The sequence below is a fragment of the Corynebacterium tuberculostearicum genome (genome assembly GCF_046097255.1).
GTDB classification, from domain to species: domain Bacteria; phylum Actinomycetota; class Actinomycetes; order Mycobacteriales; family Mycobacteriaceae; genus Corynebacterium; species Corynebacterium tuberculostearicum_J.
The window spans coordinates 561,493-579,492 of the sequence record NZ_CP175770.1; the positions used below are offsets into that span (position 1 = coordinate 561,493).

16 protein-coding genes are annotated in these 18,000 nt (G+C 58.4%); 3 read left to right on the top strand and 13 right to left on the bottom strand.

Annotation, left to right across the window (positions count from 1 at the left end; genetic code table 11):
- Positions 1-10: 10 nt before the first annotated feature.
- From ACKFRY_RS02865 to ACKFRY_RS02885, 5 genes are all read right to left on the bottom strand, one after another.
- A complete protein-coding gene (locus ACKFRY_RS02865; protein WP_034667948.1) occupies positions 11-319 on the bottom strand; it encodes a hypothetical protein in 309 nt (102 codons plus the stop codon).
- A 15-nt stretch (positions 320-334) separates the two neighbouring features.
- On the bottom strand, positions 335-1,300 hold the full coding sequence (locus ACKFRY_RS02870) for a bile acid:sodium symporter family protein (RefSeq protein WP_200435897.1): 966 nt from the start codon (positions 1,298-1,300) through the stop codon (positions 335-337).
- A gap of 98 nt (positions 1,301-1,398) precedes the next feature.
- Complete coding sequence (locus tag ACKFRY_RS02875) at positions 1,399-1,764, bottom strand: Rieske (2Fe-2S) protein (RefSeq protein WP_408923150.1); 366 nt, start codon at positions 1,762-1,764, stop codon at positions 1,399-1,401.
- Positions 1,765-1,849: 85 nt separating this feature from the next.
- Entirely contained in the window at positions 1,850-2,071 is a 222-nt protein-coding gene (locus ACKFRY_RS02880; RefSeq protein WP_408923151.1) for a hypothetical protein, read from the bottom strand.
- Between the two features lie 337 nt (positions 2,072-2,408).
- Positions 2,409-2,879: an SdpI family protein gene (locus ACKFRY_RS02885; protein ID WP_408923152.1), complete on the bottom strand. Its 471-nt coding sequence runs from the start codon at positions 2,877-2,879 to the stop codon at positions 2,409-2,411.
- 191 nt (positions 2,880-3,070) lie between these two features.
- Between ACKFRY_RS02885 and ACKFRY_RS02890 the strand changes: the two genes are divergently transcribed.
- The gene (locus ACKFRY_RS02890; RefSeq protein ID WP_408923153.1) at positions 3,071-4,282 is read left to right on the top strand and encodes a dicarboxylate/amino acid:cation symporter; all 1,212 of its coding nucleotides are present in this window, start codon (positions 3,071-3,073) and stop codon (positions 4,280-4,282) included.
- Between the two features lie 65 nt (positions 4,283-4,347).
- Here the strand turns inward: ACKFRY_RS02890 and trpA are convergent, their stop codons facing one another.
- Genes trpA through ACKFRY_RS02920 form a run of 6 tightly spaced genes read right to left on the bottom strand, consistent with a single transcriptional unit; the run spans position 4,348 to position 11,037 of the window.
- Entirely contained in the window at positions 4,348-5,214 is an 867-nt protein-coding gene (trpA, locus tag ACKFRY_RS02895) for a tryptophan synthase subunit alpha (protein WP_408923154.1), read from the bottom strand.
- Positions 5,211-6,419 carry a tryptophan synthase subunit beta gene (gene trpB / locus ACKFRY_RS02900; protein WP_408923155.1) on the bottom strand — a complete coding sequence of 403 codons (1,209 nt, stop codon included), beginning with the start codon at positions 6,417-6,419 and terminating at the stop codon, positions 5,211-5,213. The genes trpA and trpB overlap by 4 nt, the downstream gene beginning before the upstream one ends.
- A 13-nt stretch (positions 6,420-6,432) precedes the next feature.
- Complete coding sequence (trpCF, locus tag ACKFRY_RS02905; protein ID WP_408923156.1) at positions 6,433-7,839, bottom strand: bifunctional indole-3-glycerol-phosphate synthase TrpC/phosphoribosylanthranilate isomerase TrpF; 1,407 nt, start codon at positions 7,837-7,839, stop codon at positions 6,433-6,435.
- Positions 7,839-8,873 (bottom strand): anthranilate phosphoribosyltransferase, encoded by a 1,035-nt coding sequence (gene trpD, locus ACKFRY_RS02910; protein ID WP_236882494.1) that lies wholly within the window; start codon positions 8,871-8,873, stop codon positions 7,839-7,841. The genes trpCF and trpD overlap by 1 nt, the downstream gene beginning before the upstream one ends.
- Positions 8,874-8,875: 2 nt before the next feature.
- Complete coding sequence (locus tag ACKFRY_RS02915) at positions 8,876-9,523, bottom strand: anthranilate synthase component II (RefSeq protein WP_239282583.1); 648 nt, start codon at positions 9,521-9,523, stop codon at positions 8,876-8,878.
- Positions 9,520-11,037, bottom strand: a complete 1,518-nt coding sequence (locus tag ACKFRY_RS02920) for an anthranilate synthase component 1 (RefSeq protein WP_408923157.1) — start codon at positions 11,035-11,037, stop codon at positions 9,520-9,522. The genes ACKFRY_RS02915 and ACKFRY_RS02920 overlap by 4 nt, the downstream gene beginning before the upstream one ends.
- A gap of 323 nt (positions 11,038-11,360) precedes the next feature.
- Between ACKFRY_RS02920 and ACKFRY_RS02925 the strand changes: the two genes are divergently transcribed.
- On the top strand, positions 11,361-12,842 hold the full coding sequence (locus ACKFRY_RS02925) for an NAD-dependent succinate-semialdehyde dehydrogenase (protein WP_408923158.1): 1,482 nt from the start codon (positions 11,361-11,363) through the stop codon (positions 12,840-12,842).
- A gap of 262 nt (positions 12,843-13,104) precedes the next feature.
- A complete protein-coding gene (locus ACKFRY_RS02930; RefSeq protein ID WP_408923159.1) occupies positions 13,105-14,316 on the top strand; it encodes an MFS transporter in 1,212 nt (403 codons plus the stop codon).
- Between the two features lie 426 nt (positions 14,317-14,742).
- On the opposite strand, the gene ACKFRY_RS02935 is transcribed toward ACKFRY_RS02930, so the two are convergent.
- The gene (locus ACKFRY_RS02935) at positions 14,743-15,375 is read right to left on the bottom strand and encodes an MOSC domain-containing protein (protein ID WP_408923160.1); all 633 of its coding nucleotides are present in this window, start codon (positions 15,373-15,375) and stop codon (positions 14,743-14,745) included.
- A 10-nt stretch (positions 15,376-15,385) separates the two neighbouring features.
- Complete coding sequence (locus tag ACKFRY_RS02940; protein WP_239282593.1) at positions 15,386-17,968, bottom strand: hypothetical protein; 2,583 nt, start codon at positions 17,966-17,968, stop codon at positions 15,386-15,388.
- Between the last annotated feature and the right edge of the window lie 32 nt (positions 17,969-18,000).

Here is an 18,000-nt window from a genome sequence, read left to right on the forward strand (position 1 = left end):
CTTGCGATTCTTATAGGCCGAACTTGGCGGTGGCTTCGGACCACAGGGCGTCGAACCGAGACTGGTCCACGTACTGCGCGCTGATGTCCGGAAAATCGTCGTAGGTGTCCGGGTGAGGGACAACCTCTTGCGGCTGATCCACGTTTCCCGTGGAACTGGTAGGTGTTGCTACCCCGACGATGGCATCCGAGGGATCAAGCGCAATCATGCGCACCATGCGGCAGCTGCTTGCGTCGCGCTCTTCCATTTCCGCCATGTGAATTGCTGAGCCGACGCCGGGCACATTCAGTTCGGTTCGTACGTACAGGTAATTCGTCATGGCACTTAAGTGTAGTTACGTGCCGGGGTGCTGCGCGTAACGGGCCGCTAGCCACGAACACATCATCAACTGAACCTGGTGGTAAATCATCAACGGGAGGATCAGTAGACCAAGAGACGCACCACCAGAAGCAAAGATGACCGAGGCCATGGGTAGCCCCGTGGCCAATGACTTTTTCGATCCGCAAAACTCGATTGCGATGGTATCGGCGCGGTTGAATCCCATCTTTTGGCTCGCCTTTCTGGTGAGCCACAGCATGAAGGCAACGAAGATTGCGGCGAAGACGACCAGGAACGCCAGGTCCCACAGAGAAATAGAGGACCAAATTCCGTCCACCACACCCTTAGAAAAAGCGGAATACACCACCATCGCGATTGAGCCGCGGTCCACGACTTTAGTGGCCTTGCTTTGTGCAACCTTGCCTACCCAGCGCCGAGTAAGCTGACCTAAAACAAATGGCGCTAACAATAGAAGGGCGATTTCGCCGAATACTGACGTATCGATGTGAACTCCTCCCCCAGTTCCCATGAGGAACATGACGAGCAATGGAGTGATGATCACTCCCACTAAGTTTGAGGCAGAAGCCGATACGATTGCGCCCGCCACGTTTCCCTTCGCGATTGAGGTGAAGGCAACCGACGACTGCACCGTGGATGGGACTAGCGTGAGGAATAAGATGCCCAGGTACATGTCGTGCGATATGACAGCGGTGAGTGGGCGCAGAGCTATGCCTATAAGCGGGTAAACCACAAAGGTGAAAGCGAGAATTGTGAGGTGTAGCCGCCAGTGCTTGAGCCCGTTGAGGGCTTCTTGAGTGGAAAGCCTCGCGCCATACAAAAAGAAGAGTAGCGCGATGGCCACGTTTGTTAATTGGCCGAATATGTCGGCAAAGTTCCCGCGGGCTGGTGCGATTATCGCAATGATGACCGCCAGGATAATCAGGACAATTAGCGGGTCGGGCTTCTTCAAACGCTGCAGCATGCTAAGAGTTTAAACCCCACCACTCTTCACATGCTGCAGATACTCGGGGCAAGAATAGACCCGTGTAGTTTCACGTGAAACCACACGAGAGATGCACCTTAGGCCGTAGTGACGTTAGAGCCGTCTTGTTTAACTTCGTATTCTTCCAATGGATCGCGCCCCGGGCCGGAGATTACGCTTCCGTCGCTGAGATTGTAGGAGGTGTTGTGCGCCGTGCAGGTGGCCGTCATGCCATCGATCTCGGTGATTGGATTGTGTTGGTGGGGGCAGGTTTGAGAATAGGCCTTAAACTCGCCTTCCTTGGGCTGAGTGAAGATCACGCCATCGACAATCTTCGCGGAGCCAATCGGAATCTCGGTAGCCGCAACTTCTGCGGACGGAGAGGAGCCACAGGCCGCGGCGTAGGCGCCTGCAAATGTGGTGGCGGACCCAAGCAAGAACATTCGACGGGAGCACTTGATCATGCTTCTACTCTAGCCTGTCGGTCTTGCGTAATGTGTCATACCCGTTTGGCCGGTTGCAATCAGAGTTTCACGTGAAACACTGTAGTTAGTTAGCTAGGAGTCCTTCCCAAGTCTCCGGAGAGTCACCGGAGGTTGCGACAAGTTCATAGGTGCCAGACTTGATACCTAATTCATCTACGATGCTCTGTGCAGATTGCTGTTCGCGTGCTTCCGCTACGGACGTCGTTAGCTTGTGGTCTTGCTCAGCGTAAGCACCGATAACAAAAGTTGAAGCGGCGACGGCCGCCAGGGCGGTACTTTTCTTCATGGACTATATTCTGCCCTTTAGGGTACTGATTACGTCCTTAGCCGCCGGGGTTCCATGGCAGTTTTACGCAACCTCTACCCTCCCTCGCAGGAACCAGAATGGGACAATGGACCTACTGTAGGTGCGGTCAAGTATGGGTTAGGCCAGAAGATATCCAGAGTTATAATATCGGCTGTTACTAAAATCGAGTAAACAACTGCTCCGGAAAGTAACGTCACTGTGACTAGTCTGAAGTGCATGGCGATAATTCAATGCGAAAGGCATAGCTACAAAAATTCCCCTTCTGGATGAAATGTGATGTTCTTCCAGAAGGGGTTAGTTGCGCAGCAGTGCGTGGCTACCTGTCGGATTCACGAGCGGCGTGACGGAGCGCGTCGACATCAACCTGGGGGGCGGGTGCTGCGGCGGCCTCTTCCCCACCGCACCCGTCGGAACCACAATTGCAGGAATCACCACAGCCCTCCTCCTCCGCGTGTGCTTGTTCGTAGAGGAACGCGGCACGTGAGCCGAGGTTAGAACCGATGGAGAGGGCTAGAATTGCAGCCACAAAAGTAAGAACCGGGATGAGCCACATCCAGCCTTGAGCACGAAGCGCGACGATGCCGCCAAAAACTAGACAGACACCGCTCAGCATCCAGAATGGTCCGGCGACGCGATGGGCATTGTCCCATGCTTCGCGGGATTTGCGAATTTCCTGTAGGCGTAAGCCGATATAGCTATTTCCAGGTAGGCGCTTGGTTGAGGCCAAGGCCCCCACGATGATGAGGAAGACGGCGAGGATTAAAAAGATGATTCCCACAGCGATCATGTATTCAGTTTAACCTTGTAGCGCCAAGATAAAAATCGTGGCTGGGGTGAGTGTTCTGGCTATGCCTCCGGTCGGGTAGTATGCCTTTAAGGTCGATCGATAGATATTGAATCGACTATTGCCTCTGTACCGCGCTGTTTCGCCCTGGAACCTTTACCAAGGGGCGAAACACCCAATTTGAATGTAAGTACATGAATCTCAAGAAACTCTCGGAATCTCTATTGTTCCGCATCATCGTCGCCATCATCCTTGGCGTGGTGGTGAGCCAATTCGCGCCAGAATGGTTCGGCCGCGTATTCGCCACCTTCAATGGACTCTTTAGTAACTTCCTCAATTTCTTTATTCCGGTCCTCATCTTCGCGCTTATCGCCCCGTCGATTGCTGGTCTGGGACGAGGGGCCGGAAAATGGTTGGGTATTACTGCAGGCATTGCCTACGGCTCAACGATTGTTGCGGGTCTTCTTGCCTACGTACTTGCGCACTGGCTCTACCCCACCATGCTCAGTGGTCAGGATCTGATTACAAATGTCTCCGATATTGATGAGGGGGCACTCACTCCGTACTTCGAGGTGGAAATGGCGCCGCCTTTTGAGGTTATGACGGCTCTCTTGTTGTCATTCTGCATCGGTGTAGCGATGACTACAGTGAAGTCCGATACCTTGTATGCGGTCACAAAGGAATTGGAGAGCGTAGTAGTCAAGGTCATTTGGGGCTTTGTAGTGCCAATTCTGCCCTTCTATATCTTCGGCATGTTCTTGGGCTTGGGCATGAATGGCAATTTGGGCTCAGTACTCTCGGCCTTCGCGAAGGTCCTGATCCTGGCGGTTGTCATGACTCTGGTTTACCTGGTGCTCCAGTACATCATCGCTGGTGCCATCACCGGTAAGAATCCTTTCAAGGCATTGCGCAATATGGTGCCGGCATATTTCACCGCACTGGGAACCTCTTCTTCTGCCGCCACCATCCCGGTGTCTATGGAGTCCACCTTGAAGAATGGCATTTCGAAGCCGGTGGCAAGCTTCGTTATCCCACTGTGTGCGACCATTCACCTCTCTGGTTCCATGATTAAGCTGACGCTCTATGCCTTTGCGATTGTGTACATGGCGAACCTGGATATTAGTACGAGCACCGGCCTTGGTTTCATCTTCCTGTTGGGAATCATGATGATTGCGGCACCAGGTGTGCCTGGCGGCGCGGTTATGGTCGCAGCTGGACTACTGGCGGATATGATGGGCTTTGACGATGGCATGGTGGCGCTGATGATCGCGGCCTACATCGCCATTGACTCGGTCGGCACGGCTGCCAACGTTACTGGCGACGGCGCTATCGCGATGATCGTGGATAAGTTCGCGGGCTCCAAGAAGGACCACACCGAAGAGGAATCTGCAGAAGCAACCGCGTAGAGGCTTTTTATAGGGAACCCTCCTCAGCTGCCGAGAGCTGAGGAGGGTTCTTCGCGTCTTCAGGACTACTCTTGAGTCGCTGCCTTCATGCGAGTTACATACTCGGCGAGTTCCTTATGCAATGCTCTCTCGTCGGAAATGCGGCCTGGAGTTCCTTCCACTGGCCTGCCTTCCGCGTCTGTTTCACGTGAAACGTGGCGATCGATAATCTTGGTGATTGCGGATCCTGTAATGGCCCCCGCTGCCCCAGCGGCTACGGCATCGCGCACGTGTTCAGGCTCGGAAATGCCGAATCCGAGCAGTACCGGAGGTCCGTCAAACTTCTTGATGTTAGCGACGACTTCTTCGAGCCCAATAGTCTCGGATTCCTTTTCGGCGCCGGTAACTCCATCTCTCGATACTGCGTAGATATAGCCGCGTGAGCTTTGAGCGACGCCCTCGAGGGTGTGCGCAGTCGCGCGGGCCGGGGCGATAAAGATTGGATCAATACCGGCCTTTTCTGCTGCGGTGACGAATGGAGCACCTTCGCGCACGGGGACGTCGGGAAGCAAAATGCTATCCGCGCCCGCTTGCGAAAACTCAGCGTAGAAGCGGTCGAAACCCCGAGTGAACGCTACATTGCCGTAGATGAGCATGCCGATGGGAAGAGCGGGAAATTCCGCGCGAATTGTTCTTACCTGTTTCAAGGCGGAATCTACGGTGGCACCCCCGTCGAGCGCGCGAAGGTGGGAGGCCTGAATGGTGGGGCCATCGGCCACTGGGTCAGAAAATGGAACACCTAGCTCCAACGCATCGGCTCCGGCTGTGACGACGGTTCGCACGATGGCTAGCGTGTGCTCCGGGGTGGGATTGCCCAACATGAGGAATGGGACGAATGCGCCCTCTCCTCTGTTGCGCAGTGAGCTGAATAGGTCTTCGTATCGGGTGCTCATTGGTTCTTCTCCTGGAGTTCAAATTCTGGGTGGGTCTCAAGGGTGTGGCGAACGTGGTCGATATCTTTATCGCCGCGACCGGAAAGGGAAACCAAGATGGTGATGTCCTCGTCTTTACGCTTTAACGCGTAGGCCAACGCATGGGAGGACTCGAGGGCAGGAATGATTCCTTCTTTTGTGGATAGAAGCTGGAATGCTTCGAGTGCTTCGGCGTCAGTAATGCCGACATACTGTGCACGGCCACTGGCGTGTAAGTGTGCGTGCTGTGGTCCTACACCTGGGTAGTCGAGTCCGGCGGAAATCGAATAGGATTCCTCCACTTGGCCGTCCGCGTTGCGCATCAGGTAGCTGCGCGCGCCGTGGAGGATGCCAACCGTACCGTTGTTGATGGTGGCACCGTGCTTGCCGGAGTCTAGGCCTTCGCCGCCAGGTTCGGCGCCGACGAGTGCCACTTCCTCTTCCTCAATAAAGTCTGCGAACATACCGATTGCATTAGAGCCGCCTCCGACGCAAGCCACGACTACATCTGGTAGTCCACCGGTGCGCTCAAGCATCTGGGTCTTAGCCTCTTCAGAGATGACCTTGTGAAACTCTCGGACGATGGTTGGGAATGGATGCGGTCCGGCCGCGGTACCGAGGACATAGTGGGATTCATGGAAGGTGGCGGTCCAATCACGGAGGGCTTCATTCACCGCGTCCTTGAGAGTTCCGGATCCGGTGTCGACGGCGACGACCTTCGCGCCCATCAGCTCCATTCGGAATACGTTTGGCTGTTGTCGGGCCACGTCTTTAGCGCCCATGTAGACCACACACTCGAGATCGAGAAGTGCGCAAGCAAGTGCAGTAGCGGTGCCGTGCTGTCCCGCTCCGGTCTCGGCAATAATGCGTGTCTTCCCCATCCGCTTTGCTAGCAGTGCCTGACCAAGGACCTGGTTTGTCTTGTGTGCTCCACCGTGTACGAGGTCTTCACGTTTGAGGAAGATGCGCGCCTTGCCCCCGAGGTTCCTCGCCTCTGTAATTGGTGTGGGACGGCCGAGATAATCACGCAATAGCATGCTTAGCTCTTTGCGAAATGCGGGGTCGTTTTGTGCGTCGACAAAGGCCTTCTCAAGTTGGTCGAGCGCCGGGATGAGGGATTCGGGGACGAACTGTCCGCCGAATTCACCAAAGTATGCCGGAAGTAGCGTTTCACGTGAAACTGTCATCGTTCTCTTCTTTCTATGGGTGTGTGTAGTTTCGAATGGCGTTAAAGGCTTGGGCGATCAATGAGGAGTCCTTGCGGCCGGGTGCATGCTCCAAGCCTGAATTGAGGTCGAGTCCCGCCGTGTCGATTGACAGTGCCTCTTCTAGGTTGTCTAGCCGGAGCCCGCCGGCGAGCAGGGATTTCTTCTTCACTTCAGGGGGAATCGTCCGCCATTCAAAAGTGGTTCCTGTCCCGCCACTGCCGGAGTCGAGGATAAGGGCCTCTACCTCTAGGGCAAGGTCCGCGGCTAGTGCGGAGAAGTCCGAGTTGTGCATATCGATCGCCCGCCAAAGGTGAAGACCGTCAGCGACGCCGCGTACATCTCGAAGGAATTCCAGCTCTGCTTCCCTACTACCTTGGAATGGGGCGTGAAGCTGAAGAACTTTGAGGCCGGGGATCTTGGCTAGGCTTCCTAGGGTCTCCATATCCGTAGAGCGCGTCACGGCTACGTACTCCAACTCTGGTTCCGCGTAGATAATGCTTTGTGCGGTTTCACGTGAAACACTGCGGGGCGAATCCGGCGCGAAGATGAGTCCCCCATATCGGGCTCCAGCAGCACGGGCTGCTTGTGCGGAGGAGGCGGTGGTAAGGCCGCATACTTTATTGGCACCATAGACGAGGTCACGCGCCGCTCGATCGATGTCCTCCTGGGAGGTGAGCTGTGAGCCTACAAGGAAGGCATGTGCGTGGGCTCCTAACCGGCGGACGGTGGCATTATCGCGGATTCCAGATTCGGAAACGATCACCTTTCCGTCTGGAACATGGCGGGCTAGGCGTTCGGTGCGGCCCAGGTCGATGCTGAGATCGTGGAGGTTGCGGTTGTTAATGCCGATGATATCGACACCGAAATTCACCGCGCGATCCACCTCGTTCTCGGTGATGGCTTCAGTCAAGACGTCTAGGCAGAGTTCGTCCGCCAGTGCTTTGAGCTCACCGTAGGTGTCATCGTCCACGATAGACATCATGAGCAAGATGGCATCGGCGCCGTAATAGCGCGCGGCATATACCTGGATGGGATCGACAATAAAGTCCTTGCACAGCACCGGCACATGGGTGGATAGCGCGACGGTCTGCAAGTGGTCGTAGTCGCCGCCAAAACGATCGGGCTCGCACAACACCGAGATGGCGGAGGCATAGCGAGAGTAGATCCGGGCAATATCGCCCGGGCGATAGTCCTCGCGAATTTTGCCAAGGGACGGCGAGGCGGACTTGCATTCCATGATGAAGCGGTTGGTGCCACGGAGGGCGTCGGCAAGCGAACGCTCCGAACGTGGCACGCTAGCTAAGTCCACGTGGGACAGGCGCTCCCGGAGTGCGGGCAGGTGAGTGCGACGCTGGGCGACGATCTCCTCGAGCACCGTAGGCAAAGTATTCACCGACATTAGCTCTCCTCCCCTATTGCATAGTTGGCGCTCTCGTGGAGCGCGAGCCAATCTTCAACAGTGCCGCTGCTAATCAGTTCCTTTGCGTGAGTGACTCCCGCCGCGATAGTTTCCGTGGTCCCGTTGAGGTAAAACATGGCCCCGGCGGTGGCGGCAATGGCGTTACAATGGGCGGGCTCGCCACAGCCTGCAAAAATCGCACGGAGGGCTTGGGCATTGGCGGCGCCGTCGCCGCCGGCTAGGTCCGCTAGTTCGTGGCGCTTGATGCCGAGGTCTTCTGCGGTGAGCTCATAAGAGACAATCTCGCCGTCGTTGAGCTCCCAGGCCTGTGTCGTGCCGTGGGTAGCGATCTCATCCGTTCCAGCACCATGGACGACCAAGGCGCGCTCTCGGCCGAGCTCTCGAAAGACTTCCGCGATGAGTTGGCCTTGGGTTGGGTTTGCGATGCCCATGATTTGCAGTGACGGGCGTCCTGGGGACAGGAGGGGACCTAGTGTATTGAAGATGGTGGGGATACCTAGCGCCTTGCGCACCGGTTGTACGTGTGCGACCGCTGGGTTGTAGGCTGGGGCGAATAGGAACGTGAAGTTGGAAGCTTTAAATTGGCGTACTGCTCGGGCAGCGTCTAGGTCCAGTGGGATATTCAGGGCTTCGAGGACATCGGCCGATCCGGACTTAGAAGAGACCGAGCGGTTGCCATGCTTGATCATCCTCACTCCCCCGGCGGCGGCAATGAGGGAGGCGCCCGTAGTGATATTGATAGTATTCGCGCCATCGCCACCAGTGCCGGCCGAATCCATGAGTCCTTTTCCAGTGATGGGGAATGGATAGCCCACTTTCAAGAAAGCTTTGGCCGCGCCGGCAATGTCTGCGAAGGTCTCGCCGCGGGTGCGAATATGGGTAAGCAGCGCCGCGATATGAATATCGTCGTAGTCGCCCACGGCCAAGGGGGTAAATACCTCCATGGCTTCTTCGATGGTGGGCTGCGGGTTATTCAGGAAGGCCTGCAAGGTACGTAGGGGTGCGTGGTTCATTTTTAGTACTCCGTGTCCATAGTGGTGTGCAAAAATAGTTGATTAACGCAACGCTCAAGCATGAGGGGGCCGCGGGGAGTGAGGATGGACTCAGGGTGGAACTGCACGCCGAGGGCCCTACCGTCGTCCGTTTCGGCCGCCATGGCTACCTCTCCGATGTCCGTGGACGTACGCGCGAGACAACGCATCCCCCGAGGGAGGTCCGTACATCCAAGCGAGTGATAGCGCGCCACCGGAACTTGCGTACCGAGGTGACCCGGTTGGTCCGGCTCAGTATCGGTGGCAAGGCCCTGAAAGACGGGGTGCATAACGCCGGCCTCGGTAAGAGTCATCGGGAGGGACTTCCCGTGCACGGGGCCGCACGGTTCGACCGAACCGCCGTGGTGCTCGAGTAGTGCTTGGAAGCCGAGGCATACGCCAAGGATCGGGGTGGTGCCTAGGGTGGCGTCGATAAGTTCCATCATGCAGCCGGCGTCCCGTGGATGACCGGGGCCCGGGGAAAGCACAATAATGTCGGGTTGTGTGCGCAGCACGTCGTGCACCGCTACGGTATTGCGAAACACGGTGGTATCGAAGCCAGCGAGGGCATCGAGGAGGTTGTAGACAAAAGAATCGTGGTTATCTAGCAGGACAATATGCGGCGAGCTCATCGCTGTACCTCCAACTCGGCTCCGTGTGCAATGGCGATGGCATGGAGTACGGCGTAGGCCTTATGCACTGTTTCATCGGCCTCGGCTTGCGGCACGGAATCCTTGACCACACCGGCGCCTGCTTGCACCACTGCGGTTCCGTCCTGGACGTAGGCCGAGCGGATGACGATGCAGTTATCCATGGCTCCATCGCCGCGCAGGTACCCCACCGCCCCGCCATAGGAGCCGCGGCGCTTTCCCTCCGTGCGGCGCACCAGTTCGGTGGCGCGCAGTTTGGGAGCTCCGGTGAGCGTTCCCATGTTCATGCACGCCCGGTAGGCATCGAGCGCATCGAAGTCTGGGTGGAGCGTCGCTGTGACGCGGGAGACCAAGTGCATGACCCGCGAGTAGCGGTCAACGTGCAGGAGTTCTGCCACCTGGCGGCTGCGGGGCACGGCCACGCGAGCGAGGTCATTGCGTGCAAGGTCAACCAGCATCGTGTGTTCCGCAATCTCTTTCTGGTCTGTACGCATGTCCAACTCGTTGCGAATATCTAGTTCATGGTTGATGCTGCCATCCGGGTTGAGCCCGCGCGGCCGAGTTCCGGCGATGGGATAGAGCTGGACCTGCCTATCTTCTGACGTGAATTTGAGGTTTGATTCTGGCGAGGCGCCGAAGAGCTCATAGGTGGCACCGCGGACGTAAAACATATAGGGCGAGGGGTTAGTCTTGCGAAGCGCCCGGTAGGCAGCCAGGGCGTTGGGACAGTCCACAGAGAAGGCGCGCGAGGGCACTACTTGGTAGATATCGCCGGCGTGAATATTGCCTTTAAGCTTGTCGACGCCCGCCCGAAACCCCGCATCATCCACATCGGCCACCGCCCGGATCCTTTCCTTTTGCGGCGCCGTGAAACGAGCAGCCACCGGCAGTGAGGCAAGATAATCCAACTCTTCCCGCAGGCGCTTGTCGTCGATGTCCCAGCCTTCTAGGCGCGCAGTCCCTTGCAGGTGGTCCACTGCGAGGACCGTTTGGGCTACCAAGAATTCAAAGTCCGGGTAGGTGTTGACCCCAGGCTCAACCTCGGGGAGTTCCTCAAAAGTAGCGAGGTAGTCATAAGCGAATCCGCCCCCAAGGAACGGCAATATTGGAGAGGAATAGTTGGCTTCTAATTGCAGGAACCGCAGAATAGCGGCGGTAGATTCGGCAAGAAGCCGCTCCCGCTCGTCGGGCTGTGTGGACAGCGAGAATTCGAAAACCGCGGCGGTAGTTTCACGTGAAACTAGGCGATGGTGGAACCGGTCCTCGAGGGAAGGAAGGAGCGTCTCCCCTGCCTCCGTGAGGGCGCGTACCTCTACCCTCTGGCCGTGGCACGTTACTTTCAGGGCCGCCTTGAGTACGGCGAGGCAATTGAGATTCTTCTTGGTCTCAATGTCCGCGCTTTCAAGAAGTAGGGAGTCGTGCGGTTGTGCGAGGGCGTCAAAAATCGCGGCCGCGTCGCTGTCGTAGGGTATATCGCGAGTGGCGGTGTATGGCATTGCAGTGCCCTTTCGGTGGGTGAGGGAAACCGGGAAACGGATAGTGAGATTCCGCGAGCAGGGACACTAAAACGCCAAAAGGCCCGCAGAATGCGAGCCTAAAAATGGGAGGTGGAATAAGGCCCGCGGGTTACGCGCGCCACCACCAAGCAGTAGTCATCTTCTTCATATCGGTCATACTAACCTACATTTCTATAGCCTGTAAGGTAATCGATAAAAATATTCGCCCACTCCCCCTAAGCGCTTGTGCTTGGCGCAGGACCAAGAAGACCGGCTATCGATTCGCGGTACTGTGGGGTGCATTCACGCAATGGAGAAAGGTGATGAATATGAGCATCGATCAGAAGGAACTACTAGCGAAGGTCCCCACCCAGCTATTGATTGGCGGACAGTGGCGCGACGCGTCTTCCAGCGAGACCTTTGACGTAGAAAATCCGGCAACGGGCGCGACCATCGCCACGCTGTCGTCGGCGAATTCTGATGATGCGGTGGCTGCCCTCGATGCTGCCTGTGCGGTACAAGATGAGTGGGCGCGCACCACCCCGCGCGAGCGCGCCGATATTCTCCGCCGCGCCTTTGAGTTGTTACACGAGCGCGCCGATGAATTCGCCACCCTAATGACCCTTGAAATGGGAAAGCCTTTTGCTGAGTCCCAAGGTGAGGTCACCTATGGTGCGGAATATTTGCGGTGGTTTAGTGAGGAAGCCACGCGCGATTATGGCCGCTACTCCCCTGTCCCAGAAGGCACCTTGCGCATGGTTACCCGCCGCAAGCCCGTGGGTCCGTGCCTGTTGATTACTCCGTGGAACTTCCCCCTCGCCATGGCCACCCGAAAGGTTGCCCCAGCCGTTGCAGCGGGCTGCACCATGGTCCTGAAGCCGGCCAAGCTGACGCCACTCACCGCGCAGTACTTCGCGCAAACCATGCTCGATGCCGGCCTGCCGAAGGGCGTGCTCAATGTGGTCTCCGGCAGCTCCGCTTCGGCCATTTCGGAGCCTTTGCTTGCCGACGCCCGCTTGCGCAAGCTCTCCTTCACCGGTTCTACCCCAGTGGGCAAAACCCTCCTCAAGGGTGCCGCGGATAATGTCTTGCGCACCTCCATGGAGCTAGGCGGTAATGCACCGTTCATTGTTTTCGAGGATGCGGATATCGACCAAGCGGTTGCGGGAGCCATGGGCGCGAAGATGCGTAATATTGGTGAGGCCTGCACCGCGGCTAATCGCTTCGTGGTGCACGAGTCCGTGGCGGAGGAGTTTACGCAGAAGCTGGCAACAGAGTTTGAGAAGCTCGTCGTCGGCAATGGCATGGACGAAGGTGTGACGTGTGGTCCGCTGATTGAGGCTAAGGCACTCGACAATATCGCAGCCCTGGTTGAGGATGCGGTGGACAAGGGCGCGACCGTTGTCACCGGTGGCACCCGCGGCGAGGGCGCGGGCCACTTCTATGCGCCCACTATCCTGAGCAATGTTTCACGTGAAACTCGCGTGGCTCAGGAAGAAATCTTTGGACCGGTCGCGCCCATCCTTACCTTCAAAGATGAATCGGAAGCGCTAGAGATTGCGAACGATACGGAGTACGGACTTGCCTCCTATGTATATACGGAGGATTCCGATCGCCTCTGGCGCGTTGCCGACGGTCTCGAGTTTGGCTTGATGGGATTCAATGCCGGCGTCATCTCCAATGCCGCTGCCCCATTCGGTGGCGTCAAGCAATCTGGTTTAGGACGCGAAGGCGGCGCCGAAGGTATTGAGGAATATACCTCGGTGCAGTACTTGGGTATCCGTGATCCTTATGCCGGTGCCTAGAGGTTTGAGCGCTTAACAAAGCGGGGGAACCAGCCGGGTCCCCTTTTGGCGACCCGGCTCAAGTTACGGCGATTGCCGGTAGCCACCTGCACGAGGGAGGCGTCGATAAGAACCTGGAAAGCTTTTCAATTAACCTTTGTAGCCTGCGGGGCGTATAGTGCCTCTCCGTATAATTCAATTTCTATTTCCTTCGTCTGCGATGCGCGGCCTTATGGCCAGCGCGTGGAGAGGGAATTTTCTTTTTGTTATTTGGAGTGAGTATATGACGCCTACAGACTCTGCGGGGGCAAAGCCGCAGCTGATTACGCCTACGTTTGTCCTCGCGTGGGTGGCTAATTTTTGTCAGTTCTTGGTCTTCTATTTGTCCGTAACCACCATGGCCCTCTACGCGGTAGAGAGCTTCGGGGCATCGGATACCGTGGGCGGTTTCGCCTCCAGTGCCTTTGTTCTGGGCGCGACGTGCATGCGCGTGTTCTCCGGCTGGATCGTGGACCGCGTGGGCCACAAAAAGGCGGCCTTGACTTCACTGGCCTTCGTCACAGTTGTAGCTGTGGCGTATTTTTTTGCGCATAATGTTGCGGTCTTGATTATCGTGCGAATGGTGCACGGCGCGGGCTATGCCTTGACCTCCACCGCACTCATGGCGGTGGCGCAGTCCGTTATCCCACACGAACGCCGTGCGGAAGGCACCGGATACTTCGCCTTGGGCACTACCCTGGCAACCGCGTTTGGTCCAGCTATCGGCCTATTCTTGGCCAATAACATCGGTTACAATACACTATTCGCCGTCGCCCTCGGTGCAAATATTATTTCCCTGATCCTGGCCTTGGTGCTGCGCTATCCGGCCGAGGTTTCCTCCGAAAAGCCGGCCTTTAGGCTGCGCAATGCCGTACACCCCAACGTGGTTCCCATCGGTCTATTCATGCTCCTAGTCGGCATCGCCTACTCCGGCGTGGTTACCTATCTCAACGCCTACGCACGCAAGGAAGACCTGGCCACCGGCGCAGGGCTGTTCTTCATTGGCTATGCGGTCACGATGCTCATCATGCGCTTCGTCTTGGGACGCATCCAGGACCATAAGGGTGATAATGCCGTGATGTACCTCGGCTTGGCCGCCTTTGTCGTGGCGCTGCTGCTCATGGGCTTCCCCACCAATGACGTCATGCTGGTGGTCGCGGGCGCCTGCACCGGTTTGGGCTTCGGCACCCTCAGCCCCGCCTGCCAAGCCATCTCCGTGCGCTCGGTGCCTGCCGCGCAAATGGGCGCGGGCATCTCCACCATGTTCCTGCTCATGGACCTCGGCATTGGCCTGGCTCCATTCGGCCTAGGCCCCATCGTTGCGGCAACGGGCTTCGACACGATGTATCTCATTCTCGCGGGCCTCGTGGTCATCGCCGCTATCTACTACTTCTTTGTACACGGCCGCTTCCCTAAGGCGAAGGGGCACCATCTGAGCTTTGAAAAGGGCGAGTAACACAGTTACACTCCCCTACTTCGCACTTAGCATGTAAAGCACGTCAGCACTCAGTGCTGGCGTGCTTTTGTTATGCGCGCACTCCGGGCGAGAAGACTGTGCTGGACTCTTGGCAAGCTAAACGTCGTGACGTGGCCTGCGGTTCCCGAAGTAGAGTATGCGTCTAGACTCGCTGTGCAGGGATGTGCCGACTAACGGTCCCGGTCCCTACTGTGGGCCTCTGCGGCTTCCCATAGCGCCGAGTACAAGCCACGGGTGTCTGGCCTGCAGGCTTAGGGCGGGGCAATGACGAGCCCGATATGAGGACGCGGGACGGGCGGATATCTTTCGAGCGCTGCCGAAATTGATGGGAACGCTTAAGAGGTTGGGGCGGTGGGCAGCGAAGCTTATGCGCACCTTGATGGCGGACTATAAGTGCTTGTGTAACTAGGTGCGAAGCGATTTCTGTTGGTGAGCGGGCAGGCAGCCAGCATCGATAACGCGCCGGGCAAGGGCGCGGTCGCCCATCTTGGCGGCAAAGGCGATGCGCATGGTGATGTCGTGGCTGGGTGGGTTATCTAGCTCAATGGCGTCGCCGGGGCGAATGCGGCCGGGGGAGATGATGCGCAAGTAGGTGCCGCAGTCGCCACGCGCGGTCCAGCGCTTGAGCCAGCCGCGCTCCCCTAGCCAGCCGGCGAAGGTGGCACACGGTTGGCGAGGCACGGATACTTCAAGCACGGCGGTGCCGATGCGCACGCGCTGATTGATGAGCAGAGCAGACAGATCGATGCCCTGCGTGGTGAGATTTTCGCCAAAGCCGCCGGAGGCCAGCGGGCGGGAAAGTTCAGATTGCCAGTAATCCAGTTCCTCGCGGGAGTAAGCGTAGACGGCCTTATCGTTGCCGCCGTGATGTTGGGTGTCACCAATTATATCGCCGCGCACGCCGGACCCATCGCCGTAATGGGGTCCGGGCGCTGCCAGATCGATAAAGTCCTGCGGCTGCTTGTCGATGCCCGAGAACTCATGCCGCCCGCTCGGGTCCGGCCGGCGGACGGCGACATTGGTAGAGATGACCTGCATGCCTGCCACCCTAGCTGAGCGTGAGCGCCTCCGCGGTGAGAATATCGCGGTAGAACAGCTGCGGGGCGAGGGAGACGGCCTCGGCGAGCTGCGGGAGGGCGTCGTCAAGCGTGGCGGCGAAAGCAGGGTCCGCCAGCTTGTCATTGGCCACACCGCGCGCCGTGATGGCAAAGACATAGGAAATAAACGGCATCCAGGCGGAATCGCCGAGCTCCGAATTGCCATCGCCAAAGGCGTCCAGCGCGAGCAGGGTATGCAGGACGGACTTATCGACGCCCAGCTGCTGCAGCGTCACCCGCAGCTGCATTGCGGTGCTACGCAGGTTGGAAATGGTGCCGAGGCGGGTGAGTGCAAGGTCATTGGCAAAGCACTCGCGCAGTGCGGCGATGCGGTGGGCATCATCGCAGAGCTGGTCACTGTCCGTTGCTGGCGTAGGTGCCTCGCCCATGGCGCTCATCAGCAGCATGGGGCGGGTGACATCGTCGACGCCGGTGGATGGCACGCGCGCGAGGGAGGCGGAGCCGTGGGCTTCGACGTAGTCATGGGCGGCGTCGGCAAGCGCGGCCAAGAGCGAGGAAGGCTCGGCGGCCGACTCCTCGCGCTCCTCGCGGCGGAAGGTGCGGGAGACCAAGCCGGTGCGGACGAAGGCGCGCATGCGCTGTCCCGGTTCAAAGTCCGCGGCCATAAGGGCATCCATGCTGGCGCGCGGATCGGCCTCAATCTCCTTGATGATTCCCTCGAAGGTTTCCTTGGCCTTGGGCGCGAGGCGGCGCATGGCCGCGTAAGTAGGCCACAGGCCCTCGGTGTTTTCGGTTTCACCGTCGTGGAAGATGATGAGTGCGCTAGCCGGCGGGTACTGCGGCGCGGCCAAGTCGCTGGCCGGCTCATCCTCGCGGAAGTCCACGATGAGGTGGCCGGCGTCCAGCAGCTCTTCGGGCAGCTCAAAGCCTTCCTCAGTGGGCTCCAGCGGTTGCGGCTCGCCCGCAGGATTGCCCAGTGGCCACGCCCAAGCCAGCAGCTCTACCTCCTCCTCATGCGTCTGCTCGGGGACGAGGATGCCGTCCTCAATGGTTGCGCGGGCAACCAACGGTGCCTTGCGCACGGTGGCGATGGCGGCATAAATGAGGTCGCTGGCCGCGGTGGCCTCATATTCCATGACGCGACGCTCAAAGCTGCGCTTCTGGTGCGCTGCGCGCTCCTTTTCCGGCAGTCCTTCGAGGTATTCCTCATAGGACAACGTGGACCACAGGAGGTAGAGCTCCAGCGAGGTCTTCTTCGTCAGCGCCGACCTCAGCGCGCGGTTTGGTACGGACAGGCTGGTGGCGGCCTCCGTAGAGCCATTGGCGGTGACCAGGTCCCTAATCTTCTGGTTCTTATCAATAACCACGAACTTTGCCAGCGGCAGTGGCTCCGGTGAGTGGATGGTAAAAAGTGCATCCGCATCGAGCTGGTCGGCCAGGATGACCTGCTTATCCAGGTAATCCACGGGCTCGGCCGCGGTGCGCTTCACGCGAGTACGAATCGTCGCCGGTTCCACCTGGAAGGTCAGCTCATAGCCGGCCTCACTGCCGACGGTCTCCTCGCGCACGCTTTCGTCCTCGCCAAAGACGCGCTGGCCCTTTTCCATCTGGATAGCCTTGCCCGGCGCAGAAGCCAACGCATAGCTAAACGGCGAAAGGTTGCCCAGGGCGTCGATAAAGCGGAAGTTGGTGCCGCGCGGGCCCTCGTTCTTGGCACGCATGTGCAGCGACTCCGCAAAATTGAGGTACTGGATATCCACCAGTTCCTCGTCCTTGTATAGGGTGAAGCGGTAGCGGCCTACCCAGGGATCCTCGAAGGCGTCTGCGGGAAGCACCTCGTGAATACCCTCCGGTAGCTCGTCCTCCAGCACGGCCTCCTCTTCCCCACCAATGGGGACGTAGGCCAGCTCCATGCTGAGTTCCGTATTGGCGATGACCTGCGGGGACTGGGTATAGACCAGTTCGCCATCGAGGCCATGGGCATTGGGTAGCGTCTTGACGGCCATGTCCCAGGCAAAGTCAGGGCTGCCGGACACCTTGATGGTCGCGGGTTCCTGGCGCGGAACCTCCACGGTGAAAGACTGGCTGACCTCTACCGGGGCGATGGTCCAGCCCTCCCATGCGCCGTGGGGACGGGCCTCGCCGACCTTGGCCTTGGCCAGCTCCGTGCCGGCCGGGGCGATAAAGGTATAAGAGCCCTTGGCCACCGCCGTGGTGGTATCCACTGGTCGATGGGTGGAATCGAGCAGCAATCCGCCATTGGCCACGCCGGCGAATTCCACGGTGTGCTCCTCAAAGGAGACGCTGAGGTGGCTAAAGGCACGCGGCATGCTGATCCACAAGCCGGGCTCTTCGCCCTCCACGTAGTAGAACTTGCGGGTGTCCTCGCTGCCGTCGAGCAGCTGTGCGGTCACGGTCCACTGGGGATCTTCTGGCTCATAACCTGCGGTTACGGCCGGTAGGAACAGCTCCAAAGTGTCGGTAGCTGGGGAGAGGCGCAGGTGCGGGATCCCCTGAAATACCGCTGCGTCTGCAAAAGATGATAGCTGGCTGCGAAACTTCTCCTGGCTCATTTACCCCAGCCTAGAACATTTTCATGCAGATC